This is a genomic window from Vibrio sp. ES.051, from assembly GCF_002563795.1.
Taxonomy (GTDB): Bacteria; Pseudomonadota; Gammaproteobacteria; order Enterobacterales; family Vibrionaceae; genus Vibrio.
On sequence record NZ_PDJL01000003.1, the window covers coordinates 1,216,884 to 1,236,292 of the forward strand.

Sequence of the window (19,409 nt, forward strand, 5' to 3'; positions counted from 1 at the left end):
TCGTGCATATTTACGCGCCGCGAGGGGAAGATAAGTTAGTTCATCAATCCTAATAAATGGGTAGCCGCTGCTTTGGGATCTTCAGCATTGCAGATGGCAGAAACGAGTGCCAAACCATGCACACCTGTGGCGCTTATTTCTGGAATGTTGGTTTCGTTAATACCACCAATCGCAACAATGGGTAGAGGAGTGGTGTTAAGAGCCAGTTTCAAACCATCGATGCCCCAATGCTTTTTGGTATTGGCTTTGGTGGGTGTAGAAAAGATGGCGCTTAAACCGATGTAATCAATGGGCAGAGAATCCGCCTCTGCCAGCTGCTCTTCAGTCTCAATTGATAAGCCGAGAATCTTGTTAGGGCCAATCAATTGACGAGCGATCTTTGCTGGCATATCGGATTGCCCAAGATGGACACCATCGGCATCGACGGCAAGGGCAACATCGACACGGTCATTGATGACTAACGGCACGCCGGTGTCTTTAAGGATCTCTTTAACCGCTTGGGCACGTTCGATAAATGCACGAACATCACCATGCTTTTCGCGCACCTGCACCATGGTGACGCCACCTTCCACCGCCTTACTCACGACATGTTTGAGTGTGGCTAAATCTTGTTGGTCATCGGTGACCAAATACAAACGATAGGCGTTCATTGTGTTTCCTTTCGCCTCCCATCACGCTGGAGTGAGAGGCGTTTAAATCATCGAGAAGCGGCTTATCTCACTTGTAATTTAAGACGTGTTGCCAGTGTTTCTTCATCCAGTTGGTAAAGCTCATCCAACAGATGCATTTGCAAGCTACCCGGTCCTCGCGCTTTTTCAGCGGCAATTTCACCCGCCACGCCAAGCACCGCTGCCGCGGCTAGACCCATTTCGTCACCGACTGTCGCAAACGCGCCGGTTAAAGCCGTTAACGTGCAGCCCATGCCCGTTACGTATGGCATCATTTCATGGCCGTTGTTAAGCTGAATGATTTGCTCTTTCGTGACGATGTAGTCGGTCTCGCCGGAGATCACGACGTTCGCTCCGTATTCTGCCACTAAGCAGTGTGCCGCGCTAAGTGCGGCATCGCTGCTATCGAGCGCATCCACGCCTTTGCTTTGTGCTTGCTCGCCTGCAAGAGCAATGATTTCTGACGCATTACCACGGATGATGAGTTTATTTGCTAGACGAGCGATCTCGCGAGAAGTCTCGGTACGCAAAGTGCTTGCGCCACAACCGACAGGGTCAAGTATGACGACTTTTTCGTTTGCGTTCGCTTGCTCGACGGCATGGTTCATGCGTGGAATCCAAGCACTGTCTAGAGTGCCGATATTGATTACGAGTGCCCCAGAAAACGACATCATTTCTGCCATTTCTTGTGTTGAGTGCGCCATGATCGGCGATGCACCGATAGCCAACAGAGCGTTCGCGGTGTTGTTCATCACCACGTAGTTGGTAATGTTCACAACCAGTGGCTTTTGCTGACGTACTGCGGTTAATGCTTGGGTGATTTGTTCTATTAACATGAGATTCTCCAATGAACCTTATTGCGCGTTCAGACCTTGCTGCCAAAACGCCACTTCCATACGGGTTGCGGTTTTGAAGACCTGAATTAGGTTTTGACCGCGTTGGCTGTGGATGTCGATTTCAGCCAGTAGCTGGTTAAAGTGCTCGGCTCCTGCTGCTGCGCCAGACTGGAATTCTTCACCCCCATACAAGTTGATCCAAGTGGCGTACGGGTTGCCTTCGAGCAGCGTGTTTTTATCGTTCACCAGCCTTGTGCCAATGACGGCGTAGCCGATTGAGCAAGGAGCGAGCGCGGCGTATAAGTCAACCAAATCACCGGTCATGCCGGCATCCAATACGTAGCGGGTGTAAGCTACCGTACCAAAATCTTCCGGTTCGTTTTCGAGATCCGATTCCGTTAAACCCCATTGACCGCAGTAGGTCACATGATGAGCAATTTCGGAATCAAGCAGTGCATGCACACTTGGTAGTGCGCGGCGCATGTCATCCAAAGTACGCGCTTTGTAGATAGCCAGCGCATAAGCTCGCGCGTACTGTTTTAAGAATAAGAAATCTTGCTTCAAGTAATGCAGAAAACAAGGCTGAGCCAGTGTGCCTTTAGCCAATTGCTGCACGAAGGCATGCTCGGTGTATTCTTGCCAATCTTGGCGGCAAGCGTCGATCAAATCTTGATATCTCATAATGGGGCTGCCTCGTAATTAGTTAAAGCTCGGTACGTAATCTTTCGCTTTTGGTCGCGTTTCGATGATTTTTTGTGAGTACATGAATTCGGCGTAATCGTCGTAGCGTTTTAGATCGACAGCCGATGGGCGAAGCGCGAAACGTGTTAACGTGTCATTCCAAGCGCGTTGGTTGAGTTCGTTATCTAGTGTGTCTGGTGAGTAAGCAACAAACTCTTGCCAAGACGCGTTGGGGTGGTTGACGATATAAGTGGTCGCTTGCTCCAGCGCTTTGTTAAACGCTTTAATGGCTTTTTTGTCGTAGGTTTTTGCGTTTGCGACAAACACCAGTTCGTCATACGTTGGTACGCCGTATTCTTCAGGGAAGAAAGCTTTGGCTTTGTAACCTTCAAGGGCAAGTTGATTGGTTTCGAAGTTACGCAGGCCGCCCCAAATCGCGTCCACTTTCCCTGAGGCGAGCGATGAAGACAAAGCCCAACCCACGTTGATAATTTGCACGTCAGAAAACGCCACGTTCTCTTGCGCTAACATGGTCGCAATGGTTGCTTCTTCGTTGCCTGCGATCGCGATACCAATCTTTTTGTCTTTAAGGTCGCCAAGGTTGTCGTGCTCACCATTGTCTAACACCATCAAGGTATTCAGCGGCGTTGCAATAAGTGTTGCTGATCGAATCAAAGGCAAACCTGCTGCAACGTCGATAGTGAGACTTGGCTGGTATGTGATTGCCATGTCCACTTTGCCTGCCGCGACCAATTTAGGTGGCGTGCTTGGGTCTGCGGGTTCTTGAATGTGCACTTTCAAGCCTTGTTCTTCAAAGTAACCACGCTCTTTGGCGATAATGATAGGACCATGGTTTGGGTTGACGAACCAATCCAGCATCAGTGTCATGTCTTTTTCTGCTGCGAATACGTTAGTTGAGATAATCGAAGCGAGCAGAGCAGCCGCGTTCATGAGTTTGTTTTTATTCACGAGTTCTTCCTTTTTCATTTCTCTATTTATTTTCCCAGGGGATGGCTTTTTTCAATAATTTGTCGGTAATGAAATAAAGTGCGATAGACAGCGCGGCGAGAATAAACAGCGCCGCAAACATCTCATCGATGATCATGCGTGCGTTGGCTTGCAGCATCAGATAGCCCAAGCCTTCACTTGAGCCAACCCATTCACCGACCACGGCACCAATTGGTGCAATAACCACGGCAACGCGAATGCCTGAGGCGAGTGTTGGTAGGGCGGCTGGCAGCTGAATATGACGCAGTAATTGCCACTTTGAAGCGCCCATGGTTTTGGCGAGATCGAGATAGCCGGTAGGTGTGTTGCGCAGTCCGTCGTAACAACAAGTTGTTACAGGGAAAAAGATGATGATGGCCGCCATCACCACTTTTGAGGCGATGCCGTAACCAAGCCAAAGCATCAACACGGGCGCGATAGCAAATACTGGAATGGCTTGGCTAGCGATGAGAATCGGCAGTAGCCAACGTTTAAGTGGTTCAAACATCAACATTTGCAGGGCGAACAGCAAGCCCATTGATAAACCGAGAGCGAGACCGAGCAAGATTTCTTGCGCCGTTACCCAAGTGTGTTTGAGTAGGATATCGTAGCGAGTGACCAGCCTATCCAGCACATCAACCGGTGATGGCAAGATGAAGTTTGGCAATTCGAAGATAACCACAACCAATTGCCATAGACTGAAAATCACCACCGTGCTGATCACTAGGCGCAATGCAGGGTGGGTGACACGTTCCTTTTTACGAATACGCGCTGAAACGGAGTTGTACTGAGTCATGTCACTCATAGTCTTTCTCCAACTGATCCAAAATCGCTTGCTGTAATGTTGCGCATTTTCCATCAAGTAGGCGAGGTGGCTGTGAATCAGGCACATCAAGGTGCTGCGCTTGAGCAGGCGTGCCTTGCAATACATAGAGTTGGTGAGCCAATCGCACCGCTTCTTGTGGATCGTGCGTAATCAACACCACGGTTTTACCTTTAAGCAGTTCGGCAGATAAGGCTTGCAGTTTATGGCGAGTCACAGCATCCAATGCTGAAAAAGGCTCGTCCATTAACACTAGCGGCTTGTCTTGCATCAAGGTGCGAGCAAGGGCGACGCGCTGGCGCATTCCTCCCGATAGCTGAGCGGGTTTTGTGTGTGTGTAGTCGGCCAGTCCTACTTGTTCCAATAACGTAAAAGCCCGTTGTTTCTCTTTATCTGGCTTCTTCGTTTCGGAATGAACTTTTGAATGAGAAAAGCGCGAACTCAGACAGACGTTGTCTAACACATTCAGCCATGGCAAAAGTAAATCTTGCTGTGCCATGTACGCGATTCGGTTATGCAAGGCAAAGCTATCCGTTAACCAAGCATTATCCGCGCTAGTCAGTTCACCTTGCCATTCGACTTTGTCATTTAACAAGCCCGCGAGGTAGCGTAAGAGAGTGGTTTTGCCACAACCACTTCGGCCAAGTAATACGGTCCATTGCCCTGTAGGGATGGTCATGTTTACCTTTGCTAGAGTCGGCGTTTGGCTATCGTTGTATCGCAGGTAAGCATTGGTAAGTACAATGCCAATTGCTTTAGCGCCCATAGGTGTGACCAGCAAAGAAATGATGGACCGGGCCGTGACCTTTACCGACGTCCAGTTCATCGGCGTGGGCAATGGCTTGAGAGATATATTGCTTACTTAAATGTACGGCCTTGTGTAGGTTGTTACCTTGAGCAAGATATGAAGCGATCGCGGAAGAGAGCGTACAGCCCGTACCGTGAGTGTTTTGGGTTGGGGAACGCTTTGCGCTGAGTAATTCTGACGAATCTTGCATTATCAAAAGGTCGTTGCTGTTTTCATCTTTTTCTAAATGCCCTCCTTTCAGTAGTACAGCTTTTGCGCCCAGAGCCCGTAAGTCAGCGATCATGTCGTTCATTTCTGTTTCAGAGTGAGGAACGGGCTTACCCGTCAGCGCAGCACCTTCAGGTAAGTTTGGAGTGATGATGTCTGCCATAGGAATCAGCGTTTCTTTTAATGTACTGATTGCCGCTTGTTCCAGCAGTAAGTCACCGCTGGTGGCGACCATGACCGGATCAATAACCAGTCGCTTTGGCTGATATTGTTTAATCTTATTCGCAACCACGTTAATGATGTTGGCGTCGGCTAGCATGCCGATTTTTACCGCAACGATATTGAGATCGGTGAATACGGCGTCGAGCTGGCTTTCAACGTGGTCAAGTGGGATCGGGAAAATGGCGGACACGCCTTGCGTGTTTTGTGATGTAATGGCGGTAATAACGGAGCACGCGAAACTGCCCGTGGCAGACATGGCTTTGATGTCTGCTTGAATACCTGCGCCGCCGCCGCTGTCAGATCCTGCGATCGTCAGTACGACTGGGGGGGATGATGAAGTAGTTGTGTGTGAGTGTCGCTGTATTGATTGCGCCATGGTCGCTCCTATTACAAGACGTACAGGAACTGACTTTGGCCTAGGCTGGGAAAGATCGGAGATCGATTCGCAAAGGTTAGCCGTTATGGTTCGGCTAGTGGCAAAGTATTAATAGTTCCCTACGCCAGTGCTAACTGAATCAGGTTCTACGGGTCTCGAATTTCGATCTCAGCCAATGCAGACTCTGTATTGGCTCCCCGACTATCTCGCTATGATGATAACAGTACAATTACTTCAGGGGTACGTTTTTTAATGGCCACAGTTATTGAGAGTTCATTTATGCGAAGTGAGTGGTAGAGTAACCTTGTATATCGTTGCTGTATCTGCAACCCAAGGCCTTCTCGCTAAGCCAAGCATCTTAGAAACTCTCTGCGAAGTGTGCTGAAACGGGAATATTTACTAATCAATAGTGCTCTTATCTAACAGGGTTAACATAGAACAAGATTAAAGAATGTTGAAATTAAACGCGTTGCTAACGTAGCTTAGTATTAAAGGGTTACTTAGGAAGGTTAAAACGATTTATGAGCAAGGAGACTTCATGCTTAATTCGGTAACAGCGAAGTCAGTGATCGATCATGCTCTCTTTTTAGGGGCTGATTTCGCTGAACTATTCGTTGAACATCATCAAACCAACACCGTCCAGATTGCCTCTGGAGAGGTGGATAAGGTGAATTCGGGTATCGATTTTGGTATCGGGATTCGTCTCTTCTTCGGCCATAAAGTACTTTACGGTTACACCAACAGCACGGACGAAGCGGAGTTAAAACGCGTAACCTCATTGCTTGCAGCCAAAGACAAGCGTGATCAAATCGCATCAGCGGGTTCTTTGAATTTGACCCGCTACCCTGTTCTGCACGGTTCTCGTTTGCCACTGAGTAAAGATGCAAACCTCGATTCCAAAATTGCTTTTCTTTTGCAAGTTGATCACGCCACACGTGCCGAAAGTGAGTACATCAGTCAGTTCATTGGTAGCGTGTTACAAAGAGAGCAGCAGGTAACCATCTTCAATTCAGAAGGGTTACATGTTGATGATACTCGTCACTACATTCGTGTCGCTGGGAATACTGTGGCGCAAAAAGGTAATGAGCAATCTTCCGGTATGGAAGGACCTGGCGCACTCGCCGGTTGGGAGTTCAGCGAGCAACTCGATGCGAGAGAGCTGGGTCAAACCATCGCTCAACAAGCACTTGTTAAACTCAGTGCAGATGCGTGTCCATCCGGTGAAATGCCCGTGGTGATTGGTCACGGCTTTGGCGGCGTTATTTTCCACGAAGCGTGTGGTCACTTGCTAGAAACCACTTCGGTTGCGAAGAAAGCCTCTGTTTTCCATGACAAAATGGGAGACATGATTGCGCATACCGCTGTCAGCGCAGTGGATGATGGCACCATGACCAACGAGTGGGGCTCAATCCATATTGATGATGAAGGTCTGCCAACACAGCGCACTCAGTTGATCAAAGATGGTCAGCTAACCAGCTTTATGGTCGACAAAATGGGTGGGATGAAAACGGGTTATGCGCCAACGGGTTCTGGTCGTCGCCAAAACTATAAATTCGCGCCTACTTCGCGGATGCGTAACACCTTTATTGAAGAAGGCGAGCATTCATTAGATGCCATGCTTGCAGGCATCGAACGTGGTATCTACGCGAAGAAGATGGGCGGCGGTTCGGTTCAACCGGGGACGGGGGAGTTCAATTTTGCCGTCCGTGAAGCCTACTTGGTTGAAAATGGCAAAATCACCAAACCTCTGAAAACCGCCACCCTTATTAGTACCGGGCCAAAAGTGTTGAAAGAAATCAGCATGGTAGGTAAAGACATGGCGCTTGCCGCTGGTATGTGTGGTTCAGTCAGTGGCGCGGTACCAACGGCAGTCGGTCAGCCAACGCTGAAAGTAGATAATATTCTGGTGGGAGGTGGTAGCTAATGAGCCAAGAACAACAACTTCTTAAGGCGGTTGATTACATCTTGTCAGAAGCCAAACGCCAAGGGGCAGAAGCGGATGTGATTGTTAATCGCAACAGCAGCTTTTCTCTGAAAGCAAACCAAGGTCAGTTAGACGAGTACAAAGTAAGCTCAAGCCAAGTGCTGGGTGTTCGAGTCGTGAAAGATGCCCGCGTGGCGACCAGTTACTCTGAATCATTAGAGCAGCCAAGCTTAGATTTGATGCTGACGAACGCTTTGCAAAGTGCGCGTTTCTCGAAGCAAGATGAACATCAAGCCATCAGTTGCGTTAACAGTAAAATCACTACCGATGTGGCTGAGATTGCGCAAGAAGATACAGCGTCAGTGGATGAGAAAATCGAACTGTCGTTGGCACTTGAGCAAGGGGTAGTGGCTTTACCTCACGCTTCAAGCTCGCCATACAATGGTTATAGTGACGGTGAAACTCAGCTGATCATTGCTAACACACAAGGCACGTTATGCCAGCACTTTGAACGTTCGTTTCACTGTTACGCTTACACTTTGTTGGAGAAAAATGGCAAACAATCGATGGCAGGTAAAATGTCAGTAGGACGTTGTTTCGATGAGTTGAATCCAGCTTACTGTATCGAAGTCGGTTACAATCTAGCTCGTGATCTGCTTGATGGCGCACCAGTGGCAACAGGTAATTACCCAGCAATTTTCCACATTAATGCGCTAAGCAGCCTATTCGGTGCTTTCGGCAGTGCTTTTTCTGGTGTGAGTGCAATGAAAGGCGTCACTCCACTAGGTGACAAGCTTGGTCAAAATGTTGCGAGTGAACTGATTTCTTTTACCGATGCGGCCTACATGCCCAATGGCATGGCAATTGTGGGTTTTGATAGTGAAGGTTTTGCAACTCAAGATAACGTGCTGATTGCCAATGGTCGGTTAAATACGCTTTTGCATAACAGTCAAACAGCAAGTTACTTAGGTGCAGCATCAACGGCAAGCGCATCTCGCGGTGCGAAATCGAGCCTAGACGTATCAGCAAATCATAAAGTGATTGCGACAGGTCACAGTAGTGCGTCAGAAGTCAAAGCAGGTGAATACCTAGAGCTGGTTGAGCTGCAAGGTGTTCACTCTGGTGCAGACGCAGTCAGTGGTGACTTCTCATTTGGTGCAAGTGGCTTTTTGTGCCGAGATGGCCAACGTGTTCAACCAGTGCGTGGAATCACTGTTGCGGGTAACTTCTACAAAATGTTGCAAGAAGTGGAAGCGGTAGGGGATAGTCAACTTATTAATGATAGTCACACGTTCTTCGCACCAGAGGTGCGTTTTGCTCGATTGAGTATTGGTGGCAAATAAGCCGCGTTCAGAAACACAGATACTACAAAAGAGGGTTCATTGGACCCTCTTTCATTACCTAATGACTTACACGTGAAAAACTAGAATTCGCGAATGTCCAATTCATTGTGGATCAGCACCACACACTGAGAAGCAAATAGCATCTTAGGACCAAGGCTGATTTTCTCTGTGCCAAGACGCTTCAAACTGTTGAATGATTTCTTCGGCATAGGAATGTGGTCGGTGAGCAAAAAACATGGATTCGTGGCAATTTCTGCGTCGCGAACGAATTCCCCTTTCTTGTCCAACATATATAGCTGGTGGTCTTCGGCCAGTTCTTGAACCAAGCGTTCGAAGCTTATTGTACGAACCGTAATACCAGGCTCAACTTTACGCAGCTCTTCTTTACCCATACCAACAGAGGCATCCAAAGCGCGAGCGACGGTTGCAACTAGCGTTGATTCGTGGAAACCACCAATATTAGTGATGTCATTTGAGTGAATGGTTATCGTGCGTGAGTAATCCTTGGTGCTCTCAAGAACCAAATGTACAACCACACCTTCACGGTGTGATTGAGCCACAAACATGGTATTCATCATGGTGTGAGCAAGGATCTCAGTATGCGCTTCGTTACCCACCCCTTCGAGTAGTGCTTTGCTCGTGGTTGGGGCGGCGCGAGCTCGTAAAACAAAAGAGCGCATGAATTTAACCTCTATATATGAAGAGTGAATGCGCGGGAGTATATACCCAAGCAGGGAAGGGATGCGAGTTTAATAGCAAATGTGAAATTACTTACAAAGCATCGATTGTGATGTGGGACCTGCCCGTTAAAATAGAGGCAACCTGTTAGGAGGGGTACATGGAAATTAAAAAAATAAACAAAGAAGTCTACAGAAAGAAAGTTAACCTTGTCATTGGTGGTTTTGTTGCTTTGCTTGCGATCTCTTCGCTCGCATTCAGTACCTTGTTAATTTCCCTTTTTGGTAATGCTGATGTCGTGCAGGATCAATCGACGGGTAATTTTCATTGGAACTTAATTGGTGTCATCCTCGCTTTTGCTACATCTCTGTCTTTACTCAATCAATTTAAAACTCGACCTTATATGGAAGAAGTATGGTACGTATGGAAGTTAAAGCAACTGCATAATAAGATCTTTCGTAAACTCAAGAACATTAAAACGGCAGCAAGTGAAAATGACGTTAAAGCATTAACCATATTGAAGTTCTACTACACCACACAACGTCAAGTGTTCGAACTAGATAACAACACATTAACGATAAGTAGCGTAAACCAAGAATTAGAAGCAATAGAGGAAATTGAAGCGAATAAATTACTCACGCTTGATATTAATAACTTTGAAGAAGCTTGGTTAGATACATATTGATCGTCAATTTGCTACTTAAACTTAACAGATTAGTACTAAAAATAAGCGCCTGGATAATATTTAATCACTCAACGTTCTTTTTTTAATTTTTTTCTAAAAAAGGGTTGCCAAGAAAAATCATCTCCCTATAATTCGCCTCCGTTGTCAGGGCAAAGCGGAAACGCAAAAGCGGTTGGCAAAATGAGGTGTAAAAAGATTCTAAAATTAATTCACAAAAGTGTTTGACACCAAGATTTAGTTCATTAGAATACGCCTCCGCTTCGAGAGTAAATCTTACGAAGCACGCTCTTTAACAATATAGACCTATCAATCTGTGTGGGCACTCGTTGATGATAATCGAATTAGAAGCTTTTGCTTCAAATACGGTTTCAATGAACTGAGTGACCAATCGAGATTAACTTGTTTAATCTTGGCACAGTCAATTCATTATCGTTCTGTTGGAACGATAATAGCTTTAAAATTACGTTTGTAGTTTTGAAGTCAGTATTCGTTGAGCCGACAAAATCTTAAATTGAAGAGTTTGATCATGGCTCAGATTGAACGCTGGCGGCAGGCCTAACACATGCAAGTCGAGCGGAAACGACAACATTGACCCTTCGGGTGATTTGTTGGGCGTCGAGCGGCGGACGGGTGAGTAATGCCTAGGAAATTGCCCTGATGTGGGGGATAACCATTGGAAACGATGGCTAATACCGCATAATGCCTACGGGCCAAAGAGGGGGACCTTCGGGCCTCTCGCGTCGGGATATGCCTAGGTGGGATTAGCTAGTTGGTGAGGTAAGGGCTCACCAAGGCGACGATCCCTAGCTGGTCTGAGAGGATGATCAGCCACACTGGAACTGAGACACGGTCCAGACTCCTACGGGAGGCAGCAGTGGGGAATATTGCACAATGGGCGCAAGCCTGATGCAGCCATGCCGCGTGTATGAAGAAGGCCTTCGGGTTGTAAAGTACTTTCAGTCGTGAGGAAGGGGATATCGTAAATAGCGGTATTCTTTGACGTTAGCGACAGAAGAAGCACCGGCTAACTCCGTGCCAGCAGCCGCGGTAATACGGAGGGTGCGAGCGTTAATCGGAATTACTGGGCGTAAAGCGCATGCAGGTGGTTTGTTAAGTCAGATGTGAAAGCCCGGGGCTCAACCTCGGAATAGCATTTGAAACTGGCAGACTAGAGTACTGTAGAGGGGGGTAGAATTTCAGGTGTAGCGGTGAAATGCGTAGAGATCTGAAGGAATACCAGTGGCGAAGGCGGCCCCCTGGACAGATACTGACACTCAGATGCGAAAGCGTGGGGAGCAAACAGGATTAGATACCCTGGTAGTCCACGCCGTAAACGATGTCTACTTGGAGGTTGTGGCCTTGAGCCGTGGCTTTCGGAGCTAACGCGTTAAGTAGACCGCCTGGGGAGTACGGTCGCAAGATTAAAACTCAAATGAATTGACGGGGGCCCGCACAAGCGGTGGAGCATGTGGTTTAATTCGATGCAACGCGAAGAACCTTACCTACTCTTGACATCCAGAGAAGCCGGAAGAGATTCTGGTGTGCCTTCGGGAGCTCTGAGACAGGTGCTGCATGGCTGTCGTCAGCTCGTGTTGTGAAATGTTGGGTTAAGTCCCGCAACGAGCGCAACCCTTATCCTTGTTTGCCAGCGAGTAATGTCGGGAACTCCAGGGAGACTGCCGGTGATAAACCGGAGGAAGGTGGGGACGACGTCAAGTCATCATGGCCCTTACGAGTAGGGCTACACACGTGCTACAATGGCGCATACAGAGGGCGGCGAGCCAGCGATGGTGAGCGAATCCCAAAAAGTGCGTCGTAGTCCGGATTGGAGTCTGCAACTCGACTCCATGAAGTCGGAATCGCTAGTAATCGTGGATCAGAATGCCACGGTGAATACGTTCCCGGGCCTTGTACACACCGCCCGTCACACCATGGGAGTGGGCTGCAAAAGAAGTAGGTAGTTTAACCTTCGGGGGGACGCTTACCACTTTGTGGTTCATGACTGGGGTGAAGTCGTAACAAGGTAGCGCTAGGGGAACCTGGCGCTGGATCACCTCCTTATACGAAAGATTATTGCGATGAGTGTTCACACAGATTGATACGGTTTATAAAGTTTAAGAGAAAGTAAGTGCCCAACACTTACACTAGTGTCCCGTTCGTCTAGAGGCCTAGGACACCGCCCTTTCACGGCGGTAACAGGGGTTCGACTCCCCTACGGGATACCATTGGGTCGTTAGCTCAGTTGGTAGAGCAGTTGACTTTTAATCAATTGGTCGCAGGTTCGAATCCTGCACGACCCACCATTTCCTTCCACGGAAATGCTTACTTTAGGTAAGAAAACAATGTGGGCGATTAGCTCAGTTGGGAGAGCACCTGCCTTACAAGCAGGGGGTCACTGGTTCGAGCCCGGTATCGCCCACCATTCTCTAAGTATTTTTGGAATAAAACTCAAAACCAGAGCAAGCAATTGATACTGGTTGGCATTGTTGAATCTAAAAGTCTTTAGAAAATGAACTTCTTAGGAAGTGATTTGCTCTTTAACAATTTGGAAAGCTGACTGATAACAACAATGTTGTTATCAAATAAAGTTCTCAATGTTTATCTTTAAGATAAACACCAAAACAACACATTCAAGTGTTCTTGGGAATATCACTATTGCAGTGATTATTCGAAATTGAGTCCGGCAAAATCGAAATGTCTCTCGCTCATTCAAATAATGAGAGACAACTTTGGTGATTTGAACATCAACTCGAAACTCCTTCGGGTTGTATGGTTAAGTGACTAAGCGTACACGGTGGATGCCTTGGCAGTCAGAGGCGATGAAGGACGTATTAACTTGCGATAAGCCCAGATTAGGCAGTAAAAGCCACTTGAGTCTGGGATTTCCGAATGGGGAAACCCACTTACATAAGTAAGTATCGCTGCGTGAATACATAGCGTAGCGAGGCGAACCGGGGGAACTGAAACATCTAAGTACCCCGAGGAAAAGAAATCAACCGAGATTCCGAAAGTAGCGGCGAGCGAAATTGGACTAGCCCTTAAGCTTTATAGGCGTCAGGTGAACAAGCTGGAAAGCTTGGCGATACAGGGTGATAGCCCCGTAACTGACGACGCATATGCAGTGAAATCGAGTAGGGCGGGACACGTGATATCCTGTCTGAATATGGGGGGACCATCCTCCAAGGCTAAATACTACTGACTGACCGATAGTGAACCAGTACCGTGAGGGAAAGGCGAAAAGAACCCCTGTGAGGGGAGTGAAATAGAACCTGAAACCGTGTACGTACAAGCAGTAGGAGCACCTTCGTGGTGTGACTGCGTACCTTTTGTATAATGGGTCAGCGACTTATATTCAGTGGCAAGGTTAACCATCTAGGGGAGCCGTAGCGAAAGCGAGTGTTAACTGCGCGACTTAGTCTCTGGATATAGACCCGAAACCAGGTGATCTAGCCATGGGCAGGTTGAAGATTGAGTAACATCAATTGGAGGACCGAACCGACTAATGTTGAAAAATTAGCGGATGACTTGTGGCTAGGGGTGAAAGGCCAATCAAACCTGGAGATAGCTGGTTCTCCCCGAAAGCTATTTAGGTAGCGCCTCGGACGAATACTACTGGGGGTAGAGCACTGTTAAGGCTAGGGGGTCATCCCGACTTACCAACCCTTTGCAAACTCCGAATACCAGTAAGTACTATCCGGGAGACACACGGCGGGTGCTAACGTCCGTCGTGGAGAGGGAAACAACCCAGACCGCCAGCTAAGGTCCCAAATTACTACTAAGTGGGAAACGATGTGGGAAGGCTCAGACAGCCAGGATGTTGGCTTAGAAGCAGCCATCATTTAAAGAAAGCGTAATAGCTCACTGGTCGAGTCGGCCTGCGCGGAAGATGTAACGGGGCTAAGTAGTAAACCGAAGCTGCGGCAATACTCTTTGAGTATTGGGTAGGGGAGCGTTCTGTAAGCGGTTGAAGGTGTGTCGTAAGGCACGCTGGACGTATCAGAAGTGCGAATGCTGACATGAGTAACGATAATGGGGGTGAAAAACCTCCACGCCGGAAGACCAAGGGTTCCTGTCCAACGTTAATCGGGGCAGGGTGAGTCGACCCCTAAGGCGAGGCCGAAAGGCGTAGTCGATGGGAAACGGGTTAATATTCCCGTACTCAATCAAATTGCGATGGGGGGACGGAGAAGGCTAGGTGGGCCTGGCGACGGTTGTCCAGGTTCAAGTGCGTAGGCTGAAGAGTTAGGTAAATCCGGCTCTTTTTAAGGCTGAGACACGACGTCGAGCATCTACGGATGTGAAGTCATTGATGCCATGCTTCCAGGAAAAGCCTCTAAGCTTCAGATTTGATGGAATCGTACCCCAAACCGACACAGGTGGTCGGGTAGAGAATACCAAGGCGCTTGAGAGAACTCGGGTGAAGGAACTAGGCAAAATGGTACCGTAACTTCGGGAGAAGGTACGCTCTTGGCGGTGAAGTCCCTTGCGGATGGAGCTACTAGGAGTCGCAGATACCAGGTGGCTGCAACTGTTTATTAAAAACACAGCACTGTGCAAAATCGTAAGATGACGTATACGGTGTGACGCCTGCCCGGTGCCGGAAGGTTAATTGATGGGGTTAGACTTCGGTCGACGCTCTTGATCGAAGCCCCGGTAAACGGCGGCCGTAACTATAACGGTCCTAAGGTAGCGAAATTCCTTGTCGGGTAAGTTCCGACCTGCACGAATGGCGTAATGATGGCCACGCTGTCTCCACCCGAGACTCAGTGAAATTGAAATCGCTGTGAAGATGCAGTGTACCCGCGGCTAGACGGAAAGACCCCGTGAACCTTTACTACAGCTTGGCACTGAACATTGACCCTACATGTGTAGGATAGGTGGGAGACTTTGAAGCCGGTACGCCAGTATCGGTGGAGTCAACCTTGAAATACCACCCTTGTAGTGTTGATGTTCTAACTTAGCCCCCTCATCGGGGGTGAGGACAGTGCCTGGTGGGTAGTTTGACTGGGGCGGTCTCCTCCCAAAGCGTAACGGAGGAGCACGAAGGTGGGCTAAACACGGTTGGACATCGTGTGGTTAGTGCAATGGCATAAGCCCGCTTGACTGCGAGAATGACAATTCGAGCAGGTGCGAAAGCAGGTCATAGTGATCCGGTGGTTCTGAATGGAAGGGCCATCGCTCAACGGATAAAAGGTACTCCGGGGATAACAGGCTGATACCGCCCAAGAGTTCATATCGACGGCGGTGTTTGGCACCTCGATGTCGGCTCATCACATCCTGGGGCTGAAGTCGGTCCCAAGGGTATGGCTGTTCGCCATTTAAAGTGGTACGCGAGCTGGGTTTAGAACGTCGTGAGACAGTTCGGTCCCTATCTGCCGTGGGCGTTGGAGAATTGAAAGGGGCTGCTCCTAGTACGAGAGGACCGGAGTGGACGAACCTCTGGTGTTCGGGTTGTGTCGCCAGACGCATTGCCCGGTAGCTAAGTTCGGGATCGATAACCGCTGAAAGCATCTAAGCGGGAAGCGAGCCTTGAGATGAGTTCTCCCTGATACTTTAAGTATCCTAAAGGGTTGTCGTAGACTACGACGTTGATAGGCAGGGTGTGTAAGTGCTGCGAGGCATTGAGCTAACCTGTACTAATTGCCCGTGAGGCTTAACCATACAACACCCAAGGGGTTTTGATGGACTCAATACAAGAAAACTTGATTGTGTTAAGAACTGAAACAGCTTTCCAGATTATTAATTATCGCGTTGGCGGTAGTTAAAAAAGAATTTGCTTGGCGACCATAGCATTTTGGACCCACCTGACTTCCATGCCGAACTCAGAAGTGAAACGAAATAGCGCCGATGGTAGTGTGGGGTTTCCCCATGTGAGAGTAGGACATCGCCAGGCTTTATTTATAGCTTTTGAATTTACCTTAATATTAAGGTGCTTCTGAAAGCAAAACTAAAATTTAGCATGATAAATAAGACTAAGTTTTAGTAACAATTTGTGGAGAGATGGCTGAGTGGTTGAAAGCACCGGTCTTGAAAACCGGCATACGTTAATAGCGTATCTAGGGTTCAAATCCCTATCTCTCCGCCACTTTTAATGAAAAACCGCTGTTCTTACAGCGGTTTTTTCGTATCTGTTACCTTAAAACTATCTTGCATCGAAAAAAGTTCTGATGGGTTTACGCTTTACGTGCATAACTGTTTATCCTAAATTGTTCAAACGCCCGATAACGGCATTACATTTTGCCTTATTCTTAAGCATTTTCCCGACGCTATTTCTGACCACTGACTGAAGTGAGTAATATTGCCGAAGTTCCACTCCACCCGATGGAATCACCAAATATCACTTTATTATTCCTGCTCGAATCGTTGCCGTTGGATAAAAATCGACACTTTGATAGAGTTCGCAGCGCATGCACGCACAATTCAGATGGAGGATTAATGAAGTTACTGTACTGGTTAGATGAATGGCTGGCTCTTTCCCGAGACGATCAGCAAACCAAGTTACCGATCTCTGGGAGTGACTTACTTGACGATGTTTTTGTTAAGTATGAGCTCGCGGATTTGAATCAACCGCTACTGTTTACCTTCTCTCCCTCCGGTACTGATATTCAGAAGCAGGACTTAAACCCTAATTTTGTCCCTTGGGGCTATCCTCTCGCACAAAAACACAAAGTGAATATTATTGCCTTTCAGCATCTAGGTAAAAGCAATTGGTTCCGAAGCCGCAATTTGATTTTCTTTCTGGAACAATTATCCCCACTGTTGACGCCCTTTATGTGTCGTTTGGGTTATGGCCAGAGTCGCGGCGGTTTTGCCATTGGCGCATTCGCCAAATTACTTAAACTCAATCATGTTCTGTTGTTTTACCCTGTCAGTACAAAGAACAAGACTCTGGTTCCATGGGATGATCGATCGAGTACTGAATTGGCTCAACAGTTTGACTGGGAGGGGGATTATTACGACCGAGAGCTAGGAGATGCCAAAGGTTATATCATTTATGACCCTACTAATGATATCGACAGACTCCATGCTAAACGTTATCCAGAGCTGACTCATTTAAGAGTCGTTGGTATGGGTCATGGTACGCATTCCACTTATTTGAATAAGTTGGATTTTTATGATCAGGTGGAGGCGTCGTTTATTCTTCACCAGCAAATAGATATCGCCCAGTTTAGCGATCAAATGAAAATTTTTGTTTGAAAGAGGACGAATCACATAGCCCCGACAATGGGGAAACGATACACACTAAAGACTAGATTTTTTAATACAATTGCGAAGCGCAATTTAGATGGAGGATAAATGAAGTTACTGTACTGGTTGGATGAATGGTTAACGCTTTCTCGAGAAGAGCAGCAAACCAGACTACCTATGTCCGGAGAAGATTTACTTGACGATGTGTTTGTTAAGTATGAGTTTGTTGATCTAAACAAACCATTGTTGTTCACCTTCTCTCCTGCGGGAACCAACATACAGGAACAGGACTTACATCCGGATTTTGCGCCGTGGGGTTACCGCCTCGCCCAGAAACAGGAAGTGAATATTATTTCCTTTCAGCACCTAGGTAAAAGCAATTGGTTCCGCAGCCGAAATGTGATTTTCTTTCTTGAACAATTATCGACATTGTTAAAGCCCTTCGAGTCTCGCTTAGGCTATGGATTGAGTCGAGGTGGTTTTGCTATTGGTGCTTTCGCTAAATTACTTAAACTGGATCAGGTGTTGTTGTTTCATCCAATTAGTACCAAGAATAAAGCACTAGTTCCTTGGGATGATCGATCCAGTACAGAGTTGGCTCAACAGTTTGATTGGGAAGGTGACTATCACGATGTAGATCTAGGAGAGGCCAAAGGTTATATTATTTATGACCCTACCAATTACATTGATCGACGCCATGCCAAACGTTATCCAGAGCTAACGCATTTGAGGGTCTATGGTATGGGGCACGGCACTCACGCGACTTACTTGAATAAGTTTGGCTTTTATAAACAGGTCGCGGTGGATTTTATTCGCCACCAACAGATAGACATCGCTCAGTTTCGTCATCAAACTAAAACCTTGCGCCTGAAAGAGGACTACTATCAAAGTCTGAACAAGGCCAACGCCAACTCCGTCCACCGTTTGGGGTTACTGAGTAAGGCTCATAATGTATTGATTGATGAGAAAAAGGCGCACGTGAAGGAGCATCAGGCACAAATTGATATTCAGCCGTTGGTTGAGATTGCGCTTAAACATCAGCAAGAAAACCCGCAAGATGCGGTACAACTGTTGGAAGTGGCCCAGCAACTGGTGCCTGACGATCCTGTGGTAGAGTATAAGTTGCAACAATTGTTATAGCCCGAAAGGCAAACGCGAAGGTATGCCGTTGAGAAAAGGTCAGTTGTTCGGCTTCTGACCTTTACGCTCATTCACTCTGGCTATATATGTCATCCAGCGGTTGTATTTTCGTTGGTAGCCGTAGGGAAAATAAAAAAGCCCAAGTCAATGCTTAGGCTTGGATGTGGTGATATTGATTAAGCTTCTTTAAAACTCTTTTGGTGCGAAACCTGTCATTACGTCTAGGCGCAGCTCTTTACCTACTTTAGTCAATGGATGCACAATAACTAGGCCGCGGACGCGTTTTTTAAGCTTACCGATGTCTGCTTGCTCTTCTTTGGTGATTTCACGAGAGAATGGCATATCAAGTAGATTTTTACGCTCTTGATTAAGCTCGTATGTTTGCTTGTGCTTAAGTTGGTTAAGCTTCTTAGATAACTGCTCGACGTTATCCGTGAACTTTGAAATCATTTCGTGATCACCACGAGTACGAGCCGCATCAAGTTTACGTTGGTAATTATCTAAACGGTTGTGCAGCTTTTGAATATCAGTTTTTATGCTCATGGTAATTTGGCTCAAATTTAAATAATCGAGTAGTATAGCATAGCTGAATTCAGACGCTCTACTATACCGCTCGATTCGTACCTAGTTAATCAGTTCATTACCAGATATTTTTCCAGAAAAAAATGCTTCTGCGTTGCTAAGCGTTACTGAAGCAATATTATTTAAAGCCTCATGAGTCAAGAACGCTTGATGGCCAGTGAACAACACGTTGTGACAAGCTGAAAGACGACGGAACACATCATCGACGATAACATCGTTAGACTTGTCTTGGAAAAATAAGTCCTTTTCATTGTCGTAGAC

General features: G+C 47.2%; 14 protein-coding genes, 4 tRNA genes, 3 rRNA genes, 1 pseudogene and 1 riboswitch. Of the genes and pseudogenes, 12 read left to right on the plus strand and 10 right to left on the minus strand.

The genetic code is table 11. The features are described 5' to 3' along the window. Nucleotides 1–35 precede the first annotated feature (35 nt). The 7 genes from thiE to thiD form a co-directional block, all read right to left on the minus strand. A complete protein-coding gene (thiE, locus tag ATG66_RS06205; protein ID WP_098414470.1) occupies nt 36–650 on the minus strand; it encodes a thiamine phosphate synthase in 615 nt (204 codons plus the stop codon). A 62-nt stretch (nt 651–712) separates the two neighbouring features. Further along, a complete protein-coding gene (gene thiM / locus ATG66_RS06210) occupies nt 713–1,504 on the minus strand; it encodes a hydroxyethylthiazole kinase (RefSeq protein ID WP_098414471.1) in 792 nt (263 codons plus the stop codon). 18 nt (nt 1,505–1,522) lie between these two features. Beyond that, nucleotides 1,523–2,185, minus strand: coding sequence for a thiaminase II (gene tenA, locus ATG66_RS06215; protein WP_098414472.1), 663 nt, complete (start codon nt 2,183–2,185; stop codon nt 1,523–1,525). An 18-nt stretch (nt 2,186–2,203) separates the two neighbouring features. After that, a complete protein-coding gene (locus ATG66_RS06220) occupies nt 2,204–3,154 on the minus strand; it encodes an ABC transporter substrate-binding protein (RefSeq protein WP_098414538.1) in 951 nt (316 codons plus the stop codon). Nucleotides 3,155–3,176: 22 nt separating this feature from the next. Continuing rightward, nucleotides 3,177–3,977, minus strand: a complete 801-nt coding sequence (locus tag ATG66_RS06225) for an ABC transporter permease (protein ID WP_098414473.1) — start codon at nt 3,975–3,977, stop codon at nt 3,177–3,179. Further along, complete coding sequence (locus ATG66_RS06230; RefSeq protein WP_098414474.1) at nt 3,970–4,761, minus strand: ABC transporter ATP-binding protein; 792 nt, start codon at nt 4,759–4,761, stop codon at nt 3,970–3,972. Before ATG66_RS06230 ends, ATG66_RS06225 begins: the two co-directional genes overlap by 8 nt. After that, nucleotides 4,751–5,608, minus strand: coding sequence for a bifunctional hydroxymethylpyrimidine kinase/phosphomethylpyrimidine kinase (gene thiD, locus ATG66_RS06235; RefSeq protein WP_098414475.1), 858 nt, complete (start codon nt 5,606–5,608; stop codon nt 4,751–4,753). Before thiD ends, ATG66_RS06230 begins: the two co-directional genes overlap by 11 nt. A gap of 99 nt (nt 5,609–5,707) precedes the next feature. Next, nucleotides 5,708–5,818, minus strand: a riboswitch (TPP riboswitch). Nucleotides 5,819–6,146: 328 nt separating this feature from the next. Here thiD and ATG66_RS06240 point away from each other — a divergent pair. Both ATG66_RS06240 and ATG66_RS06245 read left to right on the plus strand, forming a co-directional pair. Then, nucleotides 6,147–7,532: a TldD/PmbA family protein gene (locus ATG66_RS06240; protein WP_098414476.1), complete on the plus strand. Its 1,386-nt coding sequence runs from the start codon at nt 6,147–6,149 to the stop codon at nt 7,530–7,532. Beyond that, nucleotides 7,532–8,875, plus strand: coding sequence for a TldD/PmbA family protein (locus tag ATG66_RS06245; protein ID WP_098414477.1), 1,344 nt, complete (start codon nt 7,532–7,534; stop codon nt 8,873–8,875). The genes ATG66_RS06240 and ATG66_RS06245 overlap by 1 nt, the downstream gene beginning before the upstream one ends. Before the next feature lie 80 nt (nt 8,876–8,955). Here the strand turns inward: ATG66_RS06245 and trmY are convergent, their stop codons facing one another. Beyond that, nucleotides 8,956–9,555 (minus strand): tRNA (pseudouridine(54)-N(1))-methyltransferase TrmY, encoded by a 600-nt coding sequence (gene trmY / locus ATG66_RS06250; protein WP_098414478.1) that lies wholly within the window; start codon nt 9,553–9,555, stop codon nt 8,956–8,958. 158 nt (nt 9,556–9,713) lie between these two features. Here trmY and ATG66_RS06255 point away from each other — a divergent pair, with 158 nt between their 5' ends. From ATG66_RS06255 to ATG66_RS06300, 10 genes are all read left to right on the plus strand, one after another. Continuing rightward, nucleotides 9,714–10,238, plus strand: coding sequence for a DUF3087 domain-containing protein (locus ATG66_RS06255; RefSeq protein WP_098414479.1), 525 nt, complete (start codon nt 9,714–9,716; stop codon nt 10,236–10,238). 508 nt (nt 10,239–10,746) lie between these two features. Beyond that, nucleotides 10,747–12,299, plus strand: a 16S ribosomal RNA gene (locus ATG66_RS06260). Nucleotides 12,300–12,387: 88 nt separating this feature from the next. After that, nucleotides 12,388–12,463 (plus strand) — tRNA-Glu (locus ATG66_RS06265). A 2-nt stretch (nt 12,464–12,465) separates the two neighbouring features. Continuing rightward, nucleotides 12,466–12,541: transfer RNA gene (locus ATG66_RS06270), tRNA-Lys, on the plus strand. A 43-nt stretch (nt 12,542–12,584) separates the two neighbouring features. Further along, nucleotides 12,585–12,660, plus strand: a tRNA-Val gene (locus ATG66_RS06275). 349 nt (nt 12,661–13,009) lie between these two features. Then, nucleotides 13,010–15,899: ribosomal RNA gene (locus ATG66_RS06280) — 23S ribosomal RNA — on the plus strand. A gap of 115 nt (nt 15,900–16,014) precedes the next feature. After that, nucleotides 16,015–16,131, plus strand: a 5S ribosomal RNA gene (rrf, locus tag ATG66_RS06285). Together the 16S, 23S and 5S rRNA genes with 4 tRNA genes alongside form the textbook arrangement of a ribosomal RNA operon. Nucleotides 16,132–16,232: 101 nt before the next feature. Continuing rightward, nucleotides 16,233–16,323, plus strand: a tRNA-Ser gene (locus ATG66_RS06290). 350 nt (nt 16,324–16,673) lie between these two features. Then, nucleotides 16,674–17,435, plus strand: coding sequence for a cytosolic protein (locus ATG66_RS06295; RefSeq protein ID WP_098414480.1), 762 nt, complete (start codon nt 16,674–16,676; stop codon nt 17,433–17,435). 99 nt (nt 17,436–17,534) lie between these two features. Then, on the plus strand, nt 17,535–18,566 hold the full coding sequence (locus ATG66_RS06300; protein WP_098413534.1) for a cytosolic protein: 1,032 nt from the start codon (nt 17,535–17,537) through the stop codon (nt 18,564–18,566). A 186-nt stretch (nt 18,567–18,752) separates the two neighbouring features. On the opposite strand, the gene ATG66_RS06305 is transcribed toward ATG66_RS06300, so the two are convergent. Further along, nucleotides 18,753–19,109 carry a YibL family ribosome-associated protein gene (locus ATG66_RS06305; protein WP_098413535.1) on the minus strand — a complete coding sequence of 119 codons (357 nt, stop codon included), beginning with the start codon at nt 19,107–19,109 and terminating at the stop codon, nt 18,753–18,755. Between the two features lie 81 nt (nt 19,110–19,190). Beyond that, a pseudogene (locus tag ATG66_RS06310) lies at nt 19,191–19,409 on the minus strand (2-hydroxyacid dehydrogenase); the annotation flags it as partial.